Here is a 21,122-nt window from a genome sequence, read left to right as displayed (position 1 = left end):
GGCCTTCTCCCTGCCGGGACCCGGCCCCGGTCAGGCGCCCGGCGCCCGGCCGTCGGACCCGTGTCCGGCGGAGGTGACGGCCGCGGGGACCGCCGTGTCCGCCGCGTTCTCCCGGGCCGCGCCGTCCGCGCCCGGCACCGCGGGTGCGGCGGCCGGCATGTCCAGGCTGTCGCGGAGCGTCGCCGGGGTGAGGAACAGCACGGCGACCACACCGATCAGCGCGATGCCCGCCGAGATCAGGAAGATGTGGCCGGTCGCGTCGCCGTAGGCCGCGCGGATCACGCCCTGGACGGCCGGGGGCATCGCCGCGACGTTCAGCGTGGACCCCGCGTCCGAGCCGCCCGCCGCCGGGTCGATGCCCAGCTCGCGCAGCCCGTTCGCGATCTTCGTCGCGACCTGGTTGGCCAGCACCGCGCCGAGGATCGAGACGCCCATGGTGCCGCCCAGCGAACGGAAGAACGTGATCGCGCCGCTGGCCGCGCCGATCTCGTTCAGCGGCACCGTGTTCTGCACCACGAGCACGAGGTTCTGCATCGACATGCCGACACCGACGCCGACCGCGAACATGCCGGTCCCGACCAGGACCAGGGACGTCTCGTGGTCGATGGTGGACAGGCCGAGGAAGCCCAGCGTCAGGACGATCACCCCGGCCAGGATGTACGGCTTGACCTTGCCCGTGCGGGAGACCATGCGGCCCGCGACGGCGGAGGAGAGCATGACACCGGCCATCAGCGGGATGGTCAGCAGGCCCGCCTCGGTCGGCGAGTAGCCGCGCCCGATTTGGAAGTACTGCCCGAGGAACACCGCGCCGCCGAACATGGCCATGCCCACGGCCAGGCTCCCGACGATCGCCAGCGCCGGGTCGCGGCGCTTCACCACGTGCATCGGCACGACCGGCTCGCGGACCCGGGACTCGACCAGCACTGCCGCGCCCAGCAGGACGACGCTGCCGCCGACCATGACCGCGGTCTGCCACGAGAGCCAGCCGAAGTTGTTGTCGACGAAGGTCACCCACAGCAGCAGCAGGCTCACACCGGCGGCGATGAGGACGGCGCCCACGTAGTCCACGCGCGTCTCCGGGCGGCGCGTCTCGACGAGGTGCAGGGTGCGCGACAGCATCACCAGCGCGATCGCGGTGAACGGGACCGCGATGAAGAAGCACCAGCGCCAGCCGAGCCAGGAGATGTCCGTGATGGCGCCGCCGAGCAGCGGGCCGCCGACGGTGGCCACGGCCATGACGCCGCCGAGGTAGCCGTTGTACCGGCCGCGCTCCTTGGGGCTGATCATCGCCGCGATGATCACCTGGACCAGCACCTGGAGGGCGCCGAGGCCCAGGCCCTGGACGGCGCGGAAGGCGATGAGCTGGGCGGTGTTCTGCGCGAAGCCGCAGGCCAGCGCCGACACCGTGAAGATCACGATGGCGATCTGCAGCAGCAGCTTCTTGCTGAAGAGGTCGGCGAGCTTCCCCCAGATCGGGGTGGAGGCCGTCGAGGCCAGCAGGGTGGCGGTGACCACCCACGTGTACTGGGACTGCGTGCCGTTGAGCGAGCCGATGATCTGGGGCAGGGCCACCGAGACGATCGTGGAGCTGATCATCGCCATGAACAGCACGATGAGCAGGCCGCTCATCGCGCGCAGGACGTGGCGGTGGTCCATGGGCCCGGCCGCTGGCGGTACGGCCGTGTGTGCGCTCACGCGCACCTCCTGTGACGTACGAAGACGGAGAAAGGGGGACTCGGTCCAGCATAACTGCACACTGGGCATCTTTGCGCACAGGGCAAAAATTTGTGATCTGTAGCATCATGGAGCCATGCAGCACCGACCAGACGGCCCCACGGGCCTGCGTGAACGCAAGAAGGCCGCCACCCGGCAGGCCGTCCACGAGGCCGCGCTGCGTCTGACCGTGGAGCACGGGATCGAGAACGTGACGGTCGAGGCCATCGCCGACGCCGCCGGCATCTCGCGCCGCACCTTCTCGAACTACTTCGCCAACAAGGAGGACGCCCTCCTCTTCGGCGACGAGTACCTCACCGGCCTGCTGCTCGCCGCCGTCAGGGCGCGCCCGCGGGAGGAGTCGGCCTGGACGGCGCTGCGCGCCGGGGCCGTCGCCACGTTCCTCCGGCAGGAGCACCTCCCGCTCGAACGGCAGTGGGCCGTCAGGACGCGGCTCGCCATGCGCCACCCGTCCCTGCTGGCCCGGCAGCTCGCCGGGCGGGTCGCCCTGGAGAACGACCTGGCCGACGCCGTCGCCGGGCGGCCGGGCACGGAGGAGGTGCGGCCCCGGGTGATCGCCGCCGTCTTCCTCTCGATGCTCAGGCTGGCCACCGCCGAATGGATCCAGGACGAGGGCAGCCGGCCGGTCATGGAGATCTTCACCGAGCTGCTCGACGAGGCCGCCCGCCCCATGCGCTGACCCCCGGGCGCACGGATGTGCGGGAGCCGCGTCGCGGGTCCCTCGAACGGGTGGTTTGCGCGCGATGCCGCGACCGGGCCGCGCCCCCGCGCGCTTGGGTGAGGGGCGCGCGCCCCGCGGGGGCGCCGCGTCCGTCTCGTGGAGGTGCCCATGGCGACCAGTGCCCCGGCGGGTGACCGGTCCTCGTTCCGCAGCAGTCTGGGCGAACGCCGCATCGCCCTGGTGGCGTGGCGGCTGCTCGTCCTCCAGGTCGCGCACCCGGCGGTCGCCGCCGGGATGGCGGACTGGTCCACGTACCGCGCCCACCCCTGGCGCCGCGTGCAGCACACCATGGACAGCGGCCGCAGGCTCTTCTTCGGCGACCGCGAAGCGCTGCTCCGCGAGGTGGCCCGCCTCGACCGCGCCCACCGGCGCGTCCACGGCACCGACACCACGGGGCGCTCCTACACGGCGGAGGACCCCGAGGTGCGCGTATGGGTCCTGATGACCCTGTACGAGGCGCTGACCGCCATGCGCGCGCTGTCGGGGCGCCCCTTCGCCCCCGCCGAACTCGACGCGCTCTACGGCGAGTTCCGTGCCGCGTGCGCCGCTTTCGGGCTGCCCGACGAGCTGTGGCCGCCCACCGCCGCCGACGTACCCGGCTACATCGACCGCACCATCCGCGAGCGCCTGGAGGACGGCCCCGAGGTACGCCACCTCCTCTCCGGCATCCTCCGCCAGGCACCGCCGCCCAGCCGGCTGCGGCTGCTGCGGCCCGCCTGGCCCGCGCTGCGCGTCGCCATCGCCGCCACCCTGGCCACGCTCACCACCGCCGACCTGCCGCCCGCCTTACGCGAGCGGCTCGGCCTGCGGCGCGGCCGACGGGCCGCCGCCCTGTCCTGGACCCTGCACCGCGGCGCCAGGACCGTCATGACCCGGCTGCCGGACCGCTGGCGCTACCGCGTGCCGCCCACCGGGAGCGCGTTCCCCGCCCCGCGCGCCCCCCGGCACCGGCACCGCGCCCGCCCCGCACGCGGGCGCGACACCCGTCCGGCGCGGCTCGACACGTTCTTCCGGCAGGTGCTCGACCAGACCGGCGACGGGTACATCGGGCTCGCCGACCTGCGCGCCATGGCGCACAACGTGTGCTGGCCGCTCGACCTGACCGCCGAGCGTGAGGCGGAGGTCCGCGCGGCCTTCGACACGTGGTGGCGGCAGATGGCGGAGACCATGGACACGGGCGGGGACGGACGGGTCTCCCGCGCCGAGTTCGTCCGCGCCACGCTCAGCGGGATCGACCGGGACCCCGCCTGTCTGGAACGGGGGCTGCACGTCGCCGTGCGCGCGATGTTCCACGCCGCCGACACGGACGGCGGCGGCCATCTGTGCGCGGACGAGTACCGCGCCCTCTTCGGCGGCACCCGCGTGCCCCCGGCGGAACTCAACGACGGCTTCCGCCAGTTGGACGCCGACGGCGACGGCCGGATCACCGAGGCGGAGTTCGTCCGCGCGTTCACCGACTACTTCTCGGCCCGCGCGGACACCGTCGCGGGCGCCAGGATGCTCGGCCGGGCCTGACCCCCCGCGGCGGGCGGTCAGGCCAGGACACGTCAGGAGCGCGCACCCCCGTGCGGGAACCCCTCCCACGGGTCGCGGTACGCCCGGGGCAGCCGGAAGCCGCGGTCCGCCAGCACCTCGCGCAGCCGGTCCGGGTAGTCGGTGATGATGCCGTCCACGCCGTCGTCGATCAGCTTCTCCATCGTCGCCGGGTCGTCGACGGTCCACGGGATCACCAGCATGCCCGCGGCGTGCGCGTCGTCCACCAGCTCCGCCGTGACGTACGGGACGTACCCGGGATCGCCCACCGCGCCGCCCTGCGGGTCGCCGTGCACCGGCGAGATGGCGTACGCGCCGAACGAGTCGGCCGCCGCCACCAGGCTGCCGCCGAAGTCGTCGATGTCGATGCCGCCCAGCCACGGCGACGCCCCGGGCTGCCCCACCTGGAGGAACTGCTGCCCGTTGGTCAGCGCCACGACCGGCAGGCGCGGCTCCACCTCGCGCATGCGCATCAGCGCGCCCCAGTCGAAGCTCTGGACGGTCACCTGGTCGAGCAGCCCCGCCCGCCGCACCTCGCGCGCCACGATCTGCACGAACTGCTCGCGCGGCGCCGTCTCCTGCGGGGCGGCGGCCTCCACCTTGGTCTCGATGTTCAGCCGCACGCCGTGCGCGCGGTAGCGGTGGACGAGGGCGAACACCTCGGTGAGCAGCGGCATCCGGGCGCCGGGGCTGGCCTGCTGGCCGGGGAACTGCGGCAGCATCTGCGACCCGCAGTCCAGCGTCCGCACCTGCGCGAGCGAGAGATCGACGATGTACTTGCCCACGTACGGGTACTGCGGGTCGCCCCGGAACGCCGGGCGCGTGTCACGGCACTTGGCCCCGGAGACGCGCCGGTCGTGCGTGACGACCGCCTGCCGGTCGCGGGTGATCTGCACGTCGAGTTCGAGGGTGGAGACGCCCAGTTCGAGCGCGCGGGAGAACGACGCGAGGGTGGACTCCACCGTGAGGCCGATGCCGCCGCGGTGCGCCTGGAGGTCGAAACCGGCCCGGCCGTGCCCGTGGCCGTGACCGTGGGCGGCGGCGGACGCCGGGGCCGCGACGGCCGAGGCGGCCAGCGGGACGACGGCGAGCAGCGCCGCCGCGAGCGCCCGCAGCCACGTCCGGCGGAGTCTGCGGATCTGTCCGGTCAGCGGGAGCCGGCTGGGGCGGGGGACCCCTGATGAGCTGGGCATGTGACGCCTTTCTGCGGAAGGACGCGCACGACTATGCGGGCGGCGGGTGGACGGCGGCGGCTCCCCGCGCGTGCCCGCGATGACGTGCGGGTGACGCTTCGGCGTACCCGGGCGCTGCCGTGCGGCCCGGTGGGGGAGCGGCGCTCCCTGGTGAACGGCGAGTGCCCCGCCCCCGACATGGCGCCGGGGGCGGGACACTCCGTTCGACCGCTCCCCCTCGGGGAGGGATGCGTGGCGAGGGGCCTACACGTTGTGCGTCCACTTCTGGTTGGCCGCGCCGGTGCAGGTCCAGATCTGGGCGCGTGTCCCGTCCGCCGACGAATTGCCCGTCACGTCCAGGCACTTGTCGGCCGCCACGTTGACCACGTCATGCGTGGTCGCGTTGTACGTCCACTGCTGCGCGCCCGTGCCGTTGCACGTGTAGAGCTGCAGCTGTGCGCCGTTCGCCGTCGAACCGGCCGCCACGTCCAGGCACTTGCCCAGCGCGCGGATGCTGCCGTCCCCGCCGATCGTCCAGCGCTGCGCCTCGGTGCCGTTGCAGGCGTAGAGCTGGACGGGGGTGCCGTCCGCCGACGAGGCACCGGCCACGTCGAGGCACTTCCCGGCCAGGCCCGTGAGCGTCCCCGCGCCCGGCGTGCCGCCGCCGCCACCGCTCTGCGTACCGGACCAGGTGAAGGTCGCCGTGGTGCGGGCGGGCAGGGTGTAGGTGAACGATTGGTTGCCCCAGTTGACGCGGACCGACTGCGACGACGTGCCGCCGTTGTGCGCGATCAGCGACTTGGTGCCGTTGCTGTTGCGCCACGCGACGTTCTGCACCGTGCCGTTGGCGGTCGAGTCGATGCGCTGCGCGCCCGGCTGCACGAACTTCGTGAGGTGACCGGTCGTGTAGTACTCGACCGTGTAGTCCACCTGGCCGGCGCGCGCACCGCCCTCCTGCACGGTGATCAGGCCGGTGCAGGTGCCGCAGCCGCCGTTGTGCGGGCCCATGTTCTGGTTGAGCGCCAGGCTCCACTTGACCAGGCTGCCGCTCCAGTTGCGGGCGTAGTTGACGATGTCGTTCAGGTCCTCGTTGTGCTGGTTGCCCACCCACGTGCCGCCGGAGTGCTCCGTGCTGAACTGCGGGACGTCCGGGTACTGGTTGTGGACCTGCGTGCCCACCGTCGGGCTGCCGCCGTACCCGTGCCAGGCGACGCCGCCGAACAGCGGGTCGTTGCGGACGGCGGGGTCGGCGAGGATGGCCTGGCCGATCTGGCCCCAGTCCCCGTAGTTCCAGTCGTGGATGAGGACCTTGGTGGTGATCCCCGCCGCGCGGAACGCCGGGTAGAGGTGGTTCTTCGTGAACTCGGCGAGACCGGACGCGTTCCAGCTCATGCCGGGGTAGTTCATCGCCGTGGGGTTGCCCGCCTGGCAGCAGTTGGGCTCGTTCTGCACGGAGACGTAGTTCATGGGGATACCAGCGGCCTGGTAGCTCTGCACGTAACGGACCAGGTACTGGGCGTACATCGGGTAGTACTCCCAGCGCAGCCAGCCCATCTGGTCCATCCGGCCGTTGTCCTTCATCCAGCCGGGCGCGCTCCACGGCACGCCCTTCACGCGCAGCGCCGGGTTCAACTGCCTGGCCTGACCGGTGAGCAGCCGGACGTTGGTGTCGTAGCCGTTGGCGCCGAAGTCGTTCAGGTCGCAGCAGGTGTCGTCCAGTGACACGTGCCCCGGCCGCGACAGGTCCGAGGCGCCGATCGGGTTGCGCACGAACGACAGGCCGATGCCGTCGGTCGGCGAGAACAGCCTGCGCATCACCTCGTCGCGCGTCGCCGCGCTCACGGCGCCGCCGCGCAGGAGGTGCGCGGTCGTGTCCGTGATGGACGCGCCGCCGCCCTCGAAGGTCTGGTAGCGGGTGTTCTCGTCCACCGTGATCGTGTGGTTCGCCGAGCCGCCCGCCGGGCCGAAGGCGATCGGCGCCTGCTGCTGGAGACCGCGGGTGACGTTGCGCCCGCCCGCGTCGGACGTGGTGGTCAGCCAGACGTCGACGCGTTCCCCCGCGGCTGCGGCGGTCGGCGCCATGCCCGGGGCGATCAGCAGCATGGCCGTGGCCAGCAGCACGGCTGCGAGGACGGCGAGCGGATGCCGCCGGGGGAGGGACGTGGGGGCCGGTCTCAAGGCGTCCTGCCTCTCTGGTGTCTCCCGCCCCTTCTCCCCGTGACCGCGCGCGGCACGGCGCGCCCCGGACGGCGAACGCGTGCGTACGCGTTCGCGAAGCATCGACCGGGGAGCGGTGGAGGAGGACGGAAGGCCGGGACGCGGGGACGCGTCCGGCCCCCGCCGCTTTCCTTGATACGCGATTTAAGGGGCGGCGCAGACCCGCGTCAACCCTCCGGGAGCGCCGGAACAAGGGCTTACTGTCTGCGGACAAGGGGCTCTGTCCGTTCCCTTGACGCCCCTGTCGCAGGGCTCTAGCCTCCTGGGGAGGAAAGGTCCAGACCATCGCGCGGCAGGGTGCCCGGTCGTCTCCTCCCGTGGCGCGGTGCGCTGCCGCGTGCCGGGCAATTCGCGATAGCGACGACTCTTGTGGGATCTGGCAGCCCAGGCCGCCCGCCTCCGCCGCACGGTCGCGCCTCCCGGGGTCTGGTGTGGCGGCAGGGGAAGTCGATACCGTCCGGTGAGACCCGCCGGGGCACGGGAACGACCGGTCCGGGTCATCAACTCGCCTGCTCGCGGGCGAAGTCGGCGCATCGTGCCGCCGAGGGACCGCACCTGCCCCCGGCGCGCCGGCCCCGCACGACCCCGTACACCCCCCGCACCTTCCCTCCGCGCTGGAGCCGCCATGTCACGTCACTTGACCGGTTTACTCCTCCTCGTACTGACCCTGGCCCTGGTGGCACCCGTGTCCGCGTCGGCCGACACCGCCACCCCCGCGCCGGCCGTCGCCGACGTGCCGCTGGAGAACGTCACCGCGACCACCACCCAGGTCGCGTTCGGGCTGCGCCGCCCCACGGCGATCGCCGCCCCCGACGACGGCACCGACCGGCTGTTCATCACCGAGAAGCCCGGCACCGTCCGCGTCTACCACCCGGACACCGGCCTCGCGGCGGCCCCGCTGCTCGACATCAGCGACGCCGTGGACATCTCGGGCAACGAACGCGGCCTCCTCGGCATCGCCCTCGACCCCGACTTCGCCGACAGCCAGGAGCTGTACCTCGCGTACACCGCCCTGCCCGACGGCGCCGTCACCGTCGCCCGCTACAGCCTCGCGGACGACTCGCTCGACGTGATCCTGAGCCAGCCCCACGCCGAGTTCGACAACCACAACGGCGGCCAGATCGCCTTCGCGCCCGACGGCTACCTCTACCTCGGCATCGGCGACGGCGGCAGCGCGGGCGACCCGTTCGACACCGGCCAGCGCCTCGACACCCTCCTCGGCAAGATCCTCCGCATCGACGTCAGCCGCGGCTGCGGCGACCTCGCCTACTGCATTCCGCAGGACAACCCGTTCGTCGGCACCGCCGGCGCCCGTGGCGAGATCTGGGCATACGGCCTGCGCAACCCGTGGCGCTTCTCCTTCGACCCCGCGGACGGCTCGCTGTGGATCGGCGACGTCGGCCAGGGCCGCTGGGAGGAGTTCGACCACCTCGCCGCCGACGAGGGCGGCGCCAACCTCGGCTGGTCCTGCTACGAGGGCCCGGAGGTCTTCGACGAGGCCCAGTGCGACCCCGCCGCCGACTACACCGAGCCCGTCTCGTACTACTCCCTCTACACCGGCGGCTGCGCCGTGATCGGCGGCCGCGTCTACCGGGGCGAGCAGTACGCCGACCTGGTCGGCGGCACGTACATCGCCACCGACTACTGCTCCTCCACCGTCTGGGCCATCCGCCCGGACGGCCGGGGCGGCTACGAGACGGCCGAGATCGGCGAGACCCCCACCCAGGTCACCGCCTTCGGCGCCACCGCGGACGGTGAGTTCTACGTCGTCAACGACCTGCCCGGCGGGCTGCACCGCGTCTCGTTCGAGGAGACCGAGCCCGTCTGCCGCGTCAGCCACACGGCGACGACCTGGGGCACCGGCCTCACCGTCGACCTCACCGTCACCAACACCGGCACCGTACCGGTCAACGGCTGGGAGCTGGACTTCACCCTGCCCCGCGGCCAGACGATCATCTCCGACTGGAACACCACCCTCGTCCAGGGCGCCAACGTCGTCACGGCGAGCAGCGCGCCGCACAACGCGACCATCGCGCCCGGCGCGTCCGTGACCCTCGGCTATCTGGCCGAGCACACGGGCGACACCGCGCCGCCCGGCCGCTTCTCGCTCAACGGCACGCCCTGCGCGGCGAGTTGACGGCACGTCCCCGGCCGTGCGCCTGCCGCGCGGCCGGGGACGCGTCCCGGCACGGCGCTGTTCCCCCGCTCCCGGGAACCCCGCCTCCCGCGAAAAGTGATTGACGTCCACGGGCCGCACCGGTGAGGGTGCACCGTACCTGTCACCCAGGGGGCCGGTGACGGCCCTGAGGAGTCCCGTGATCGTCGTCTCCGCAGCGTCCGGCGCGTTCGGAAGCACCGTCCTCGAACTGCTCGCCGACCGGCTCCCCGCCGGTGACATCGTCGCGGCGGTCCGCGACCCGTCCAGGGCCACCGGGCTCGCCGCCCGCGGCATCACCGTACGGCGCGGCGACTACGACGACGCCGACAGCCTGCGCGCCGCCTTCGCCGGAGCGGACAGGCTCCTGCTGATCTCCTCGCCCGAACTCGACCCGGAGCGCCGCACCCGCCAGCACCGCGCCGCGATCGACGCCGCCCGCACGGCCGGGGTGAAGGCCGTCGCCTACACCAGCTTCCTCGGCGCCGACACCCCGCGCCCCGGCATGCCGGACGCCCACCACGCCACCGAAGAGGCCCTGCGTGACAGCGGCCTGCCGTGCACCCTGCTGCGGCACCCGTTCTACAGCGAGGGGTTCCTCGACGCGGCGGTGCTGCGCGAAGCGGCGGCCACCGGCACACTCCCCGACGGCACCGGCGGACGCGGCCTCAACACCGCACTGCGCGCGGACCTCGCCGAGGCCGCCGTCCGCGTCCTCACGGAGGACGGGCACCTGGGGCGCGCGTACGACTTCACCGGCGAGCCGTGGACCATGCCCCGACTCGCCGACACCCTCTCCCGCCTCCTCGGCACGCCTGTCACCACCGCCGAGCGCGCCGAACCGGCGCCCGGCGCGCGCGGGATGCTCGAAGGCCTCGTCCGCGCCGGGGTGCTGGAGCGGACCACCGGCGACCTGCGGGCGGTGCTCGGCCGCCCGGCGACCGGCCTCGACGACGCCGTCGCCCGCGTCCTCGGCATCGCGCGGTGAACGCGGCGGCGGCCGGGAGGCGGCGGACGGTGCCGCCTCCCGGCCGCCGCGCGGGCGGTCAGGCCAGGCCGTCGTGGATGGCGCTCACCAGGTCGCCGTCCGCGCTGTCACCCGAGAACTCCCAGAAGAACGCGCCGCCGAGGCCGCGGTCCCTGGCCCAGTCCATCTTCCCCAGCACCGTCTGCGGGGTGTCGTAGCTCCACCACTGGTCGCCGCAGTGCGCGTAGGCCGTCCCCGCCACCGTTCCGGTCGCCGGGCAGCTCGTCTCCAGCACGTGGTAGTCCTCGATGCCCGCCTCGTACGTCCCGGGCGCGGCGCCGGTCGCGGAGCCCCCGGGCGCGCTCTGCGTCACACCGCTCCAGCCCCGGCCGTAGAAGCCGATGCCGAGCAGCAGCTTGGACGACGGCACGCCCTGGCCGAGCAGGGCCTCGATCGCCGCGTCACCGGTGAACCCCTGCTGCGGAAGGCCGTCGTACGGGGTGAGCGGCGAGTGCGGCGCGGTCGGCCCCGTCGCGGCCCACGCGCCGAAGAAGTCGTACGTCATCACCGCGAGGTAGTCGGCGTGCTCGGCGCCATAGGCGTAGTCCACCGCCGAGATCTTGCCGCCGTCCGACGCGTCCGCCGTGATGGCCGCGGTGACCAGCTGGTCGCCGAACTCGGCGCGGAACGCCCGCAGCATGTCGCCGAAGACCTGCGGACCGCTCGTGTCGCAGGTCAGGCCGCAGCCGTTGGGGTACTCCCAGTCGAGGTCGATGCCGTCGAAGAGCCCCGCCCAGCGGGGGTCGTTGACGAGGTCGTGACAGGACTGCGCGAACGCCTGCGGGTCCTGCATGGCCTGGGTGAAGCCGCCGGACCAGGACCAGCCGCCGAAGGACCACAGGATCTTGATGTGCGGGTAGCGCTCCTTGAGCTGCCGCAGCTGGTTGAAGTTGCCGCGCAGCGGCTGGTCCCAGGTGTCGGCGGCACCGCTGACGCTCTCGGCGGCGGTGTACGTGCGCTCGTAGGCGGCGTACGGGTCGCCGACGGTGCACGCGCCGTTCTGCACGTTGCCGAAGGCGTAGTTGATGTGGGTGATCTGCTCGGCTGAGCCGGAGTCCACGATGTCCTTGACGTGGTAGCCCCGGTCGTAGACGCCCCATTCGGCGAAGTAGCCGAGGTTGACCTGGCCCGCGGCGGCGCGTGGGGCGTCCGCCGTCTCCGTCCCGGCCTGCGCCGGGGTGGTCAGGGCGACCAGTCCGGTGACGGGCAGGGCGAGGGCCGCGAGCAGGGTGACCAGGCGCCGGACCCGGCCGGGCCGCCTGGGACGCTCGGACGAGGAGGATGATCGCAAGGGAGTTCTCCCGGATTCGGTGGAGCGAGCTGTGGGGGAAGCCGCGCCGTCCACCTGAGCGCGTGACGACGAGTGGGGTGTTGTCATGTCGCGCTCATCGCGGCTGCCGCGAGCCTAGAATGGTCTGGACCACGGGGTCAAGAGGTCTGTACCACCACGCCGTTGCCTCCGCCCTCGCCGGCGAACGGATCACCCGACACCCCCGCGAGCCGGACCAGCCCCGCCCGGCCCCGCTCGGAGACGACCGCCCAGACCGTGTACGACCACCCCCGCTCCGCCCCGAACCGAGCAGCCCACACGAGGAGTTCGTCGACGTCCACCTCACTGACGACCTCGTACTCGTACGCCGCCCCCGCGGGCACGTCCCAGAAAGAGACGCGATACCGAGCACGGTCCCGCTCCCAGGCCGTGTCACGCGGATCAACACTCCGAATCTCCACACGGCGAGCCTAGAGCCCACCCCGACGGCCCAGGAAGCTGAATTGACTGGGCCTGTCCACGACCGGTCAGCCTCGTGCCATGCCCGGCAACAGGCACGTCCCGAGGCTCCGTGGCGCGGGCAGGTTCTCCCCCCGGGCGGAAGGTCCCCCCCACTCGCGGGCGTCGCCGCGTGAACCCCCGGGAAGGCGGCAGCCCTCCTCCGTCGCCACCGCGATTTCCGACTGCTCTGGTGCGGTGAGACGGCCGGCAGGTTCGGCGCGGCCGTGAGCGGGGTGGCGATGCCGCTGATCGCCGTGTCCACGCTCGACGCCGGCGCTTTCGAGGCCGGTCTGCTCAACGCCACCGCCTGGGTCCCATGGCTGCTGATCGGCCTCCCGGCGGGCGTCTGGACGGACCGGCTGCGGCGCAGGCCGATCATGCTGACCGCCGCCGCCGTCTCCCTCGTGCTCTTCGCGTTCGTCCCGGTCGCCGCATGGCTGGGCCAGCTGAGCATCGGACTGCTGCTGGTGGTCTCCCTGTTGACGGGGACCGCCGCACTGCACGGCAGCGCCTCTGCCGCCAGCTCGCCGGGCTCGGCTCAGGGGGACTGATCGCGCAGGCGGCGGGGCTGTGAACGGGCTGCTCGCCAACGCCGCGACGTTTCTCGTCTCCCTCCTCTGCCTGACCGGCATCCGCCACCGTGCACACCGTGCCGACAGGACCGGACGCCGTGCCGGATCACTGGCCCGGGAGGTACGCGACGGGCTGTCGATGATCGTGCGCGATCCCTGGCTCCGTACCTTCACCCTCTTCGGAGCCGTCTCCAACCTCGCCCTGATGGAATACCAGTCGGTCCAGGTCGTCTTCCTCGTCCGCGTCGTCGGCCTGGACCCGGGCGCGGTCGGCGCCGTCATCGCGGCCACAAGTGCCGGAGGAGTGGCCGGGGCCCTGGCCACGCGGCGCGTCGCCGACCGCATGGGGACGGCGCGCGCCACCTTGCTGTTCGAACTCGGAACCGCCGTATTCGCCCTGCTCTTGCCCCTGACCACCGATGGTGCCGGGGTCCTGCTCTACGTCACCGGCGGCTTCTGCGTCGCGACGGGCGCAGTGGCGGGAAACGTCCTCAAGACAAGCTCCCAGCAACGCTACTGCCCACCGGCTGTCCTCGGCCGTGTGATCGCGAGCACGGCCTTCGTCAGCTACGGGACGATCCCGCTCGGACCGGTGCTCGGCGGCACACTCGGTACCGTGCTCGGGACCCGTGCCGCCCTGGCGATCATGGCGGCTGGCATCCCGCTTGCCGGGCTGGTCCTGCTGTTCTCGCCGATCCGCCGGGTCCGGGATCTGCCCATGTCCCCCCGCGAGGGAACGTGGCCGACATCCGCTGTCTCCCGGTCGGCGGACCGTCCCAGCCCTCAGCACTGACCCAGGAACAGGCGGACACGTGCCGCACGCCCGCCGCGTGCACGGGTGTGCCTCAGTCGCCCCTTCCCTGCCATGTCGTGACACAGGCCTCGTTGCCCTCGGCGTCCGCGAGGATCCAGAAGGCCGGGACCCTGGCCTCCGACACGAGGCGGCCACCGGCGGCGAGCGTCGCCTCGACCCGGCGGACCGCCTCGTCGTGCGGCACGCACACGTCGAAGTGGACGCGGTTGCGCTGCGGACGCGGGGCGTCCATCTGCTGGAACCACACCGCAGGACCCTGCCCCAGCGGATCGACGAGCGGCGCGCCGTGCCCGTCCGCGTCCACCGAGTCCGCGTAGCCAAGCACCGCCCGCCAGAACGGCCGGACCGCCTGGATGTCCAGCGCGTCGATCGCGATCTCCAACTGCTGGACCGACCGCGGCGCGTCCGGCCCCAGCCCCGGCTCCACCACCAGCCCGCCCTCGCGCAGCGCGGCCGTGATCCCGAGCGCCAGATCGACATCCCGCCGCGTCAGCGACTCACGCGCGAACGTCTGCACCGTGAGGACCGTACGCCCCGCCCGCACGTCCACCCGCAGGTGCTCGTCCGCGTCGCCCCCGCACACGTCCGCCGCCGCCGTCGCGACCCGCACGCCCTCCGCGACGGACGCGACCGGCACCGACGCCAGCAGCGCCCCCAGCAGATACCGCCACCCCGCGCCGCCGACCGCGTCCGACGCTTCCTTCCGGCCCAGTGTCCTCTCCATGCCCGCCATCCTGGCAGGCCCCACTGACAATCCCCCGCGACCGGCACCGCGGCACGTTGGCGAGAAGCCTCCCTGTCCCGCCGCCCCCGCCGCCCCGACACTGACCCGGGCGGCCCCCGCACCACCAGCACCGCCCGCAGCGCCCCACCGTCACCCCGCCCTCCACCGAGAGACGAGGACCCCGTGCGCACACGACTGACCGCCCTGCTGTCCGCCACCCTGCTTGCCCTGACCGGCGGCCTGTCCGCCGCCGAGGCGACCGCCGCCCCCCGCACCGCCGCGTGGGACGACCCGGTCATCTGCTACTCGGCGTACAACGCGTCCCTCGGCTGGGACACGATGGAGACGTGCAACGGCCTGGCCAGCGGCATCCCCGGCCACGAACTCCAGGCCCTGCGGCTGAGCGCCTACGGCGTCGGCACCCTGTGCGCCCGCGCCGACCTGGAGGTCATCGGCTGGCAGGCGTGGCAGTGCTCCGGCACGGACTGGGGCGAGATCCAGATCGGCTCCACCACCGCGAACCGCGGTATCCGCGCCATCGAGTTCACCGTCACCACCGCCACCCTCACCGCCGAGGTCCACCTCAGCGGCGGCAGCGGCTGGCAGGGCCCGGTCCAGGGCACCTCGGTCCGCGTCGGGGCACCCGGCGGCGTCCGCACCGTCGAGAGCATCGGCATCTCCGTGGTCTGACCACCCCGCCGGAAAACGCCGTGGCACCCCCTCCCGCGCGGTGCTACGGTCGCTCCCATGCAGCGTGCCGCGATGATGACGACGACGCCGGAGACCGTCCCGGCGCGCTGACCGATACCCACCAGTGAAGCCCCGGGGCGAGTGCCCCGGGGCTTCGCCGTGCGGTCACTCGCCTCACCACCCCGTGAGGAGACCCCCATGCACGACCACCACCGGCTCGGCCGCGAACTCGACCTCTTCGACACCGACCCCCTGCTCGGCGCCGGACTGCCCTTCTGGCTCCCCGACGGCGCGGCCGTACGCCTCGCGCTGGAGGAGCACATCCGCGACGAGGAACGGCGCGCCGGATACCGGCACGTCTGCTCGCCCGTCCTCGGTAAACGCGAGCTGTACGAGATCTCGGGACACTGGGAGCACTACAGCGACGACATGTTCCCGCCGATGACCCTGGGCTCGGAGGAGTTCGTGCTCCGCCCCAGCATGTGCCCGCACCACGCGCTGATCTACCGGTCGCGCGGCCGCAGCCACCGCGAACTGCCGCTGCGCCTCGCCGAACTGGGCGGCATGTACCGCTCCGAGCCGTCCGGCGTCCTCGGCGGCCTCACCCGCGTCCGCTCCATCCAGCTCAACGACGGGCACATCTTCTGCACCCCCGAGCAGGCCGCCGACGAGGCCGCCGCCGCGCTCGCGATGATCCACCGCGCCTACGAGGCATGCGGCATCGTCGCCGTCCGCCACCGGCTGTCCCTGCCCGGCGCGGGAGGCAAGTACGCCGCCGCGCCCGAGGCGTGGGAACGCGCCGGAGCCCTCCTCGCGGACGTCCTGCGCGCGTCCGGCGTCGCCTACGAGGAGACCCCCGGGGAGGCGGCGTTCTACGGCCCGAAGATCGACGTCCAGGTCGAGGACGCCGCCGGGCGCGAGTTCACCCTCTCCACCGTGCAGATCGACTTCCACCAGCCCGCGCGGTTCGGCCTCGCCTACACCGGCCCCGACGGGGCGAAGCACCGGCCGGTCATGGTGCACCGCAGCGTCATCGGCAGCATGGAACGGGCCGTGGCCCACCTGATCGAACGGCACGGCGGCGCGTTCCCCGCCTGGCTCGCGCCCGTCCAGCTCGTCGCCCTGCCCGTCACCGACGCGGAACTCCCGTACGCCGACGCCCTCGCCCGCCGGGCCGCCGCCCTCGGGCTGCGCGCCGAGGTGGTGCCGGCCGAACGCGGCAGCCTCGGCGCCCGCATCCGGCAGGCACGGCTCGTGCCCTACCAGGCGGTGCTCGGACCGGCCGAGGCGGCGGGGGAGTCCGTCGCCCTCCGGCTGCGCGACGGCCGCCGCCAAGGCCCGCTCCCCGCCGCCGAGGCCCTCGCCCGCATCACCGCCCGCGCGGCGGCCAAGGACACCGCGCTGTGGGAGGAAGCCGCCTGACCGGCACACGGGTGGCGGGGACAACCCGTCCCCGCCACCCGTTCCCCATCACCCCGGGCCCGCCCCTGCCCGGACCGCAACCACTCAGGACATCACGCGCGCGTGCAGCCGCGTCACCACCTTCCGCGCCGACGCGAACGCCCCGTGCTGCCACGCGATCGCATAGCTCAGATGGTCACCCGCGAAGTACACCCGGCCCACCCCCTCGTTCAGCGGCGCGAAGACCGGCGCGTCGGGCCCGCCCCGCAGACTGTGCCACGCCGCCTCCAGATGCGGCGTCTGCCGCCAGTGGTGCGAGAACGACGACGCAAGCTCCGCCCGGTACGCCTCGCCGTGGATCTTCACGCCCTGCGCCACCGCCCGCGCCTCCCGCTCCCGGGGCGCCAGCGCCGCGTACGCGTCCGCCGCCGCACCGGTGTTGTAGTAGCCGACGATCACCCCGCGCCGCTCGTGGAAGCCGTGCGACGGGTACCAGATGTGCGCCAGATCCATATCGGTCTCGGTGATGCCGCCGTATATACGGTGGTCGTTCTCCCACCAGCGGCTGCGGTACTCCAGACCGATCTTCCCCGCCGACGACGGCACGCACGCCTCCAGCGCGGACTGCACGGCGGACCCCAGATTGTGCGCGGTGCGCGCCAGGATGTTGGGCGGCAGCGCCGCGATGCAGTAGTCCGCCGTCAGACTCCGCGTCCGCCCACCGGAACGGTAGGTGACCGTCACCCCGTCCGCGCGCCCCGTGATATCCGTGACCTCCGCGCCCGTCCGTATCCTGCGGGCCCCCACCGCGCGCGTCAGGGCCTCGGGTATGCGGTCCATGCCGCCGACGGGCTGGAACATCAGCATCGCCTGGTCGTAGCCGAACTCGAAGGAGAAGTACCGGCCCACCCCCGACGCGAACACCTCCGACACCCCCGGCACGTCCCCCAGGACCGTCCCCGGTGTCCCCGCCGCGCCCGGGTTCTCCGCGTAGCCCCGCCGCCCACCGCCCGTGTACCGCCAGCCCTCCGTCCGGCCGCCAATCGAACCGTAGCTCCGCAGGAACGACAGCAGCCGCTCCCGGTCCTCCGCCGTCAGCTCCGCGTCGAGCGCGCCCTGGTCCGTCGCCTTGGCCAGCAACTCAGCGACGTACCCGTACACATCGGCCTTGGCGGTGCGGTGGCGCACGGGCGCGGTCATGCCCGCCGACTCGTTGAATATGTACGCGTCCGCGTTGGAGTTGGTGAACACCTCGACCGGCACACCGAGTTCGCGGCAGTAGTCCATCGTCAGCATCCACTGCGCGATCCGTGCAGGACCCGCGTTCAGGTACTGGCCGGGGGAGAAGCGCGCGGTCTGGCGCTGCCCGAGCGTGTCGGTGGTCGTGTCGCCGCCGCGCACCGTGAAGTTGCGCCCGCCCGTGCGGTCGCGGGCCTCCAGGACGGTGCAGTCGTAGCCCGCCTTGCCCAGTTCGTACGCGGCGGTCAGCCCGGCGACCCCGCCGCCGACGATCACCACGCTCGCCGCCGCGCGGCCGGTCAGCGCGAAGTCACCCGGGCTCGGGGCCCGGTAGGCGGCGGTGTCCGCCGCGTGCGCGGTGGGCGCGAGGCCCAGTGCGCCCATGGTCGCGAGCATCGTGCCCGCCCCGCCGCTGACGCCGACCGCCCGCAGGAAATCACGCCGGTTGACACCGGAGTACTGGCTCATGTGCCGCATCCCCTTTCGCAGTTACGCGCGGGGATGCTGGCAGCGCACTGTTTCGGCCGGATCCGGCACGGCATTGCGGAATCGTTTCGGCTGCGGTGGCGGCCCTCAGACCTCGTCGAACTCCATCGCGGCGAAGGCCCGGCGCACCAACGCGTCGGTGGCGCCCGGCCGTTCGACCGCGAAGTCGTGCAGGTCCGCGAGCAGCCACAGCGTGAAGCCCAGCGCCGCGGCCTCCTGCGGCGGGATGCTCCCGAGCCGGTCGCGCCACGCCACCACGTCCTGCCCCAGCACGGCCGCCGTGAGCGCGCCCGCGACCATCGGCACATGCGCCGCGTCCAGCGCCTCGAACGCCCGGAGCCTGCGCAGGACGGCGGGCACGAGGCTCCCCAGCGGATCGCTGCCGTCCGCCGTGTCCTCGGCCAGGACGGTCGCCAGCACGCCGACGAGGAACGCGGCGCCCCGGTACACCTCGTCGCGCCCGTGGACGGCGACGGCGGCCTCGATGCGCCGCCGGGCCAGGCGCCGTTCCTCCGGCGTCGTGCTGTCGTCCAGCACCCGGTAGGAATCCCACGCCGCGCGGACCGCCGCGTCCGCCACGACACCCTCGCCACCGCTCATGCGCCAGACCGTAGTACGGCGACCGGCACCCGCACGGCGCCTTGGCGAAAAGTTGGGCAAGCCGCAGCCGGGCGGAAACCGCGGCACGGGCACGGGCGCGCCGCGGCCTATGATCGGGTCCTGACGCCGCGACCGCCGCCGGCGGCGTCCGCGCCCGTCAGCAGGCGACCGGCGGCGGGAGCGGACGACATGACGACCCCAGGCCCGCCCGAGCGGCTGTACGGCGACCTCGCCCCCTGGTGGCCGCTGATCTCGCCCGTGGACGTGTACGAGCCGGACGCCGCGCTCGCCACCGAACTGTTCGCGCTGGCCGCGCACCCCGTGCGCGAGGTACTCGAACTCGGCAGCGGCGGCGGCCACACCGCGTACCACCTCCGCGACCGCCACGCCCTCACACTCGTCGACCTCTCACCCGCCATGCTCGACATGTCACGTCGCCTCCTGCCCGGCGCCGCCCATCTGCCGGGCGACATGCGGGACGTGCGCCTGGGCCGTACCTTCGACGCGGTGCTCGTCCACGACGCGATCGACTACATGACGACGCACGACGACCTGTCCGCCGTCTTCCGCACCGCGTGGGAGCACCTGCGGCCCGGCGGCATCGCGGTGTTCTTCCCCGACCACGTCGCCGACACGTACGAGCCGGTCACCGACTGCGGCGGCAGCGACGCGGAGGACGGCAGCGGCGTCCGCTACCTGGAGTGGAGCCTGCCGCCGGAGCCGGGCGCGACGACGGTGCGCACCGACTACACGTTCACCATCAGGGAGAAGGACGGCGGCGTCCACACCGTGCACGAGACGCACGTGACAGGCCTGTTCGCCGTCGCCGAGTGGCAACGACTGCTCACCGCCGCCGGGTTCGAGGTCACCACCGCCCGGGAGGACGGCGGTCAGGGCCGCACGCTGTTCGCCGCGCGCCGCCCGCTGCCCTGACCCGCCGCTCCGGCCCCGAGGACGCGGCGGAAGACCGTCGCCCCGGCGAGGAGAACGGCGAGCCAGCAGGCGCTCAGGGCGAGCGCCGACCGGTGCCCCAGGTGCCCGGCGGCGGCCCCGCCCACCGCGTTGCCCGCCGCACCGCCGAGCAGCCCCGCGGCGACCATCAGGGTGTACGCCCTGGTGAGCGCCGGACGCGGGACCAGCGCATCCAGCAGCGCGGAGGCCGCGACCGCGGCCGGGCCCGCGCACAGGCCCACCAGGAACAGCGCGGCGAACAGCGGCACGAGGCCCCCCGACACCCACGCCGCCAGCCCCACGGCCACCGCTGAGGCGGCCAGCGTCGCGAGCACCGTCAGGTCGTGCGGCAGACGCCACCGCACCGCCCCGAAGACCAGCCCCCCGACGACCTCACCGGCCGCCGACGCAGCGACGAGCACGCCGCTGTCCGCGGCGCGGCCCAGCGACAGCGCGGCGGCCGGAACCGCGACGGCGACCGCGCCCGCCGAGACGCCCGCGCCCGCCGTCACCGTCAACAGGACGGCGAGACCGGCGTTCCGGCCCAGGCGCCCGCGCCCGGCGCGGTCCCGCCGCGGCCGCCACGCCCGGGAGGCGCCCGTCGCGGAGAAGAGCAACGCCGCGCCGCCCGCGAGGAGTCCGCCCGCCGACAGCGCCGCACCCGGCCCGGCCACCGCCACCAGCAGCGCCGTCAGCAGCGGCCCGGTCAGCACGGCCAGTTGGAACAGCACGGCCAGCAACGCGTAACCGGCCGTCCGGGCCGCGCCGTCCCCGACCGACCCGGCCAGCAGCACGCGCATGCAGCCGGTCGTCGCCGGGACACAGGCACCCATCCCCGCCCCGGCGACGACGACGAACCCGGGCCAGCTCACCACCGGCGTCACGGCCACGGCGAGGACACCCCAGGCGGCGCACGCCACCCCCGCGACGGAGAGCACCCGCCCCTGCCCGTGGCGGTCGATCAACCCGCCCTGCACACCAAGACCCACCGCGTTGCCCAGGCCGAACGCGGCCGCCGCCAGACCACCGACGGCAAGCGACCCGGTCCGCTCCCGCGCGTACAGCAACAGACCGAGACCCAGCATGCCCAGGGGGAGCGCCCCCATCACCACGGCGAGGAACGGGACGCGCAGGCAGGGGATTCCGAGGATACGGAGACAACTCCGCATGGAGACATGCCTTTCGAGCATGCCCACCCACCCGGGAGCCGGACTCCCCACCGCCCGCCGTCTCCACGACAGCGGCTGACCCGTCCACCTCAGGGCCCGTCTTCCGGGTCTTGCCGGGGCCGGAGCGGCGGCCTCAACGCCCGCGG

16 protein-coding genes and 1 pseudogene are annotated in these 21,122 nt (G+C 73.5%); 8 read left to right on the top strand and 9 right to left on the bottom strand.

The features are described 5' to 3' along the window. Window positions 1-30: 30 nt before the first annotated feature. Window positions 31-1,656, bottom strand: a complete 1,626-nt coding sequence (locus tag ACIBPC_RS11380; protein ID WP_398844338.1) for an MDR family MFS transporter — start codon at window positions 1,654-1,656, stop codon at window positions 31-33. A 154-nt stretch (window positions 1,657-1,810) separates the two neighbouring features. Between ACIBPC_RS11380 and ACIBPC_RS11375 the strand changes: the two genes are divergently transcribed. Next, on the top strand, window positions 1,811-2,413 hold the full coding sequence (locus ACIBPC_RS11375) for a TetR family transcriptional regulator (RefSeq protein WP_362959323.1): 603 nt from the start codon (window positions 1,811-1,813) through the stop codon (window positions 2,411-2,413). 150 nt (window positions 2,414-2,563) lie between these two features. After that, window positions 2,564-3,970 carry an oxygenase MpaB family protein gene (locus tag ACIBPC_RS11370; protein WP_398843140.1) on the top strand — a complete coding sequence of 469 codons (1,407 nt, stop codon included), beginning with the start codon at window positions 2,564-2,566 and terminating at the stop codon, window positions 3,968-3,970. 32 nt (window positions 3,971-4,002) lie between these two features. Here the strand turns inward: ACIBPC_RS11370 and ACIBPC_RS11365 are convergent, their stop codons facing one another. Together ACIBPC_RS11365 and ACIBPC_RS11360 are read right to left on the bottom strand one after the other, a co-directional pair. Further along, the gene (locus tag ACIBPC_RS11365; protein ID WP_398843136.1) at window positions 4,003-5,181 is read right to left on the bottom strand and encodes a glycerophosphodiester phosphodiesterase; all 1,179 of its coding nucleotides are present in this window, start codon (window positions 5,179-5,181) and stop codon (window positions 4,003-4,005) included. A 243-nt stretch (window positions 5,182-5,424) separates the two neighbouring features. After that, a complete protein-coding gene (locus tag ACIBPC_RS11360) occupies window positions 5,425-7,263 on the bottom strand; it encodes a ricin-type beta-trefoil lectin domain protein (protein ID WP_398844335.1) in 1,839 nt (612 codons plus the stop codon). A 739-nt stretch (window positions 7,264-8,002) separates the two neighbouring features. Between ACIBPC_RS11360 and ACIBPC_RS11355 the strand changes: the two genes are divergently transcribed. Next, window positions 8,003-9,514, top strand: coding sequence for a PQQ-dependent sugar dehydrogenase (locus ACIBPC_RS11355; RefSeq protein ID WP_398843135.1), 1,512 nt, complete (start codon window positions 8,003-8,005; stop codon window positions 9,512-9,514). Window positions 9,515-9,692: 178 nt separating this feature from the next. Continuing rightward, on the top strand, window positions 9,693-10,520 hold the full coding sequence (locus ACIBPC_RS11350; protein WP_398843132.1) for an NAD(P)H-binding protein: 828 nt from the start codon (window positions 9,693-9,695) through the stop codon (window positions 10,518-10,520). Between the two features lie 58 nt (window positions 10,521-10,578). Here ACIBPC_RS11350 and ACIBPC_RS11345 read toward each other — a convergent pair whose 3' ends face one another. Beyond that, window positions 10,579-11,850: a glycoside hydrolase family 18 protein gene (locus ACIBPC_RS11345; protein WP_398843130.1), complete on the bottom strand. Its 1,272-nt coding sequence runs from the start codon at window positions 11,848-11,850 to the stop codon at window positions 10,579-10,581. A gap of 137 nt (window positions 11,851-11,987) precedes the next feature. Then, window positions 11,988-12,212 carry a hypothetical protein gene (locus ACIBPC_RS11340; RefSeq protein WP_398843128.1) on the bottom strand — a complete coding sequence of 75 codons (225 nt, stop codon included), beginning with the start codon at window positions 12,210-12,212 and terminating at the stop codon, window positions 11,988-11,990. Between the two features lie 300 nt (window positions 12,213-12,512). Between ACIBPC_RS11340 and ACIBPC_RS11335 the strand changes: the two are divergent. Further along, window positions 12,513-13,695 (top strand): annotated as a pseudogene (locus tag ACIBPC_RS11335) (MFS transporter). Window positions 13,696-13,747: 52 nt separating this feature from the next. On the opposite strand, the gene ACIBPC_RS11330 reads toward ACIBPC_RS11335, so the two are convergent. Then, on the bottom strand, window positions 13,748-14,440 hold the full coding sequence (locus ACIBPC_RS11330) for a VOC family protein (RefSeq protein WP_398843125.1): 693 nt from the start codon (window positions 14,438-14,440) through the stop codon (window positions 13,748-13,750). Between the two features lie 183 nt (window positions 14,441-14,623). On the opposite strand from ACIBPC_RS11330, the gene ACIBPC_RS11325 reads away from it, so the two are divergent. Further along, window positions 14,624-15,130 carry a hypothetical protein gene (locus tag ACIBPC_RS11325; RefSeq protein ID WP_398843122.1) on the top strand — a complete coding sequence of 169 codons (507 nt, stop codon included), beginning with the start codon at window positions 14,624-14,626 and terminating at the stop codon, window positions 15,128-15,130. A 159-nt stretch (window positions 15,131-15,289) separates the two neighbouring features. Then, the gene (gene thrS, locus ACIBPC_RS11320) at window positions 15,290-16,552 is read left to right on the top strand and encodes a threonine--tRNA ligase (RefSeq protein WP_398843119.1); all 1,263 of its coding nucleotides are present in this window, start codon (window positions 15,290-15,292) and stop codon (window positions 16,550-16,552) included. Window positions 16,553-16,636: 84 nt separating this feature from the next. On the opposite strand, the gene ACIBPC_RS11315 is transcribed toward thrS, so the two are convergent. After that, the gene (locus ACIBPC_RS11315) at window positions 16,637-18,166 is read right to left on the bottom strand and encodes a flavin monoamine oxidase family protein (protein WP_398844333.1); all 1,530 of its coding nucleotides are present in this window, start codon (window positions 18,164-18,166) and stop codon (window positions 16,637-16,639) included. A gap of 177 nt (window positions 18,167-18,343) precedes the next feature. Further along, complete coding sequence (locus tag ACIBPC_RS11310) at window positions 18,344-18,856, bottom strand: hypothetical protein (RefSeq protein WP_398843117.1); 513 nt, start codon at window positions 18,854-18,856, stop codon at window positions 18,344-18,346. Between the two features lie 189 nt (window positions 18,857-19,045). On the opposite strand from ACIBPC_RS11310, the gene ACIBPC_RS11305 reads away from it, so the two are divergent. After that, window positions 19,046-19,789, top strand: a complete 744-nt coding sequence (locus tag ACIBPC_RS11305; protein ID WP_398843114.1) for a class I SAM-dependent methyltransferase — start codon at window positions 19,046-19,048, stop codon at window positions 19,787-19,789. Here ACIBPC_RS11305 and ACIBPC_RS11300 read toward each other — a convergent pair. Next, window positions 19,747-20,976: an MFS transporter gene (locus ACIBPC_RS11300; RefSeq protein ID WP_398843111.1), complete on the bottom strand. Its 1,230-nt coding sequence runs from the start codon at window positions 20,974-20,976 to the stop codon at window positions 19,747-19,749. The genes ACIBPC_RS11305 and ACIBPC_RS11300 overlap by 43 nt on opposite strands. Between the last annotated feature and the right edge of the window lie 146 nt (window positions 20,977-21,122).

The organism is Streptomyces sp. NPDC049879 (genome assembly GCF_044461265.1).
Classification (GTDB): Bacteria; Actinomycetota; Actinomycetes; order Streptomycetales; family Streptomycetaceae; genus Streptomyces.
This window is presented reverse-complemented; position numbering and strand designations above follow the sequence as displayed.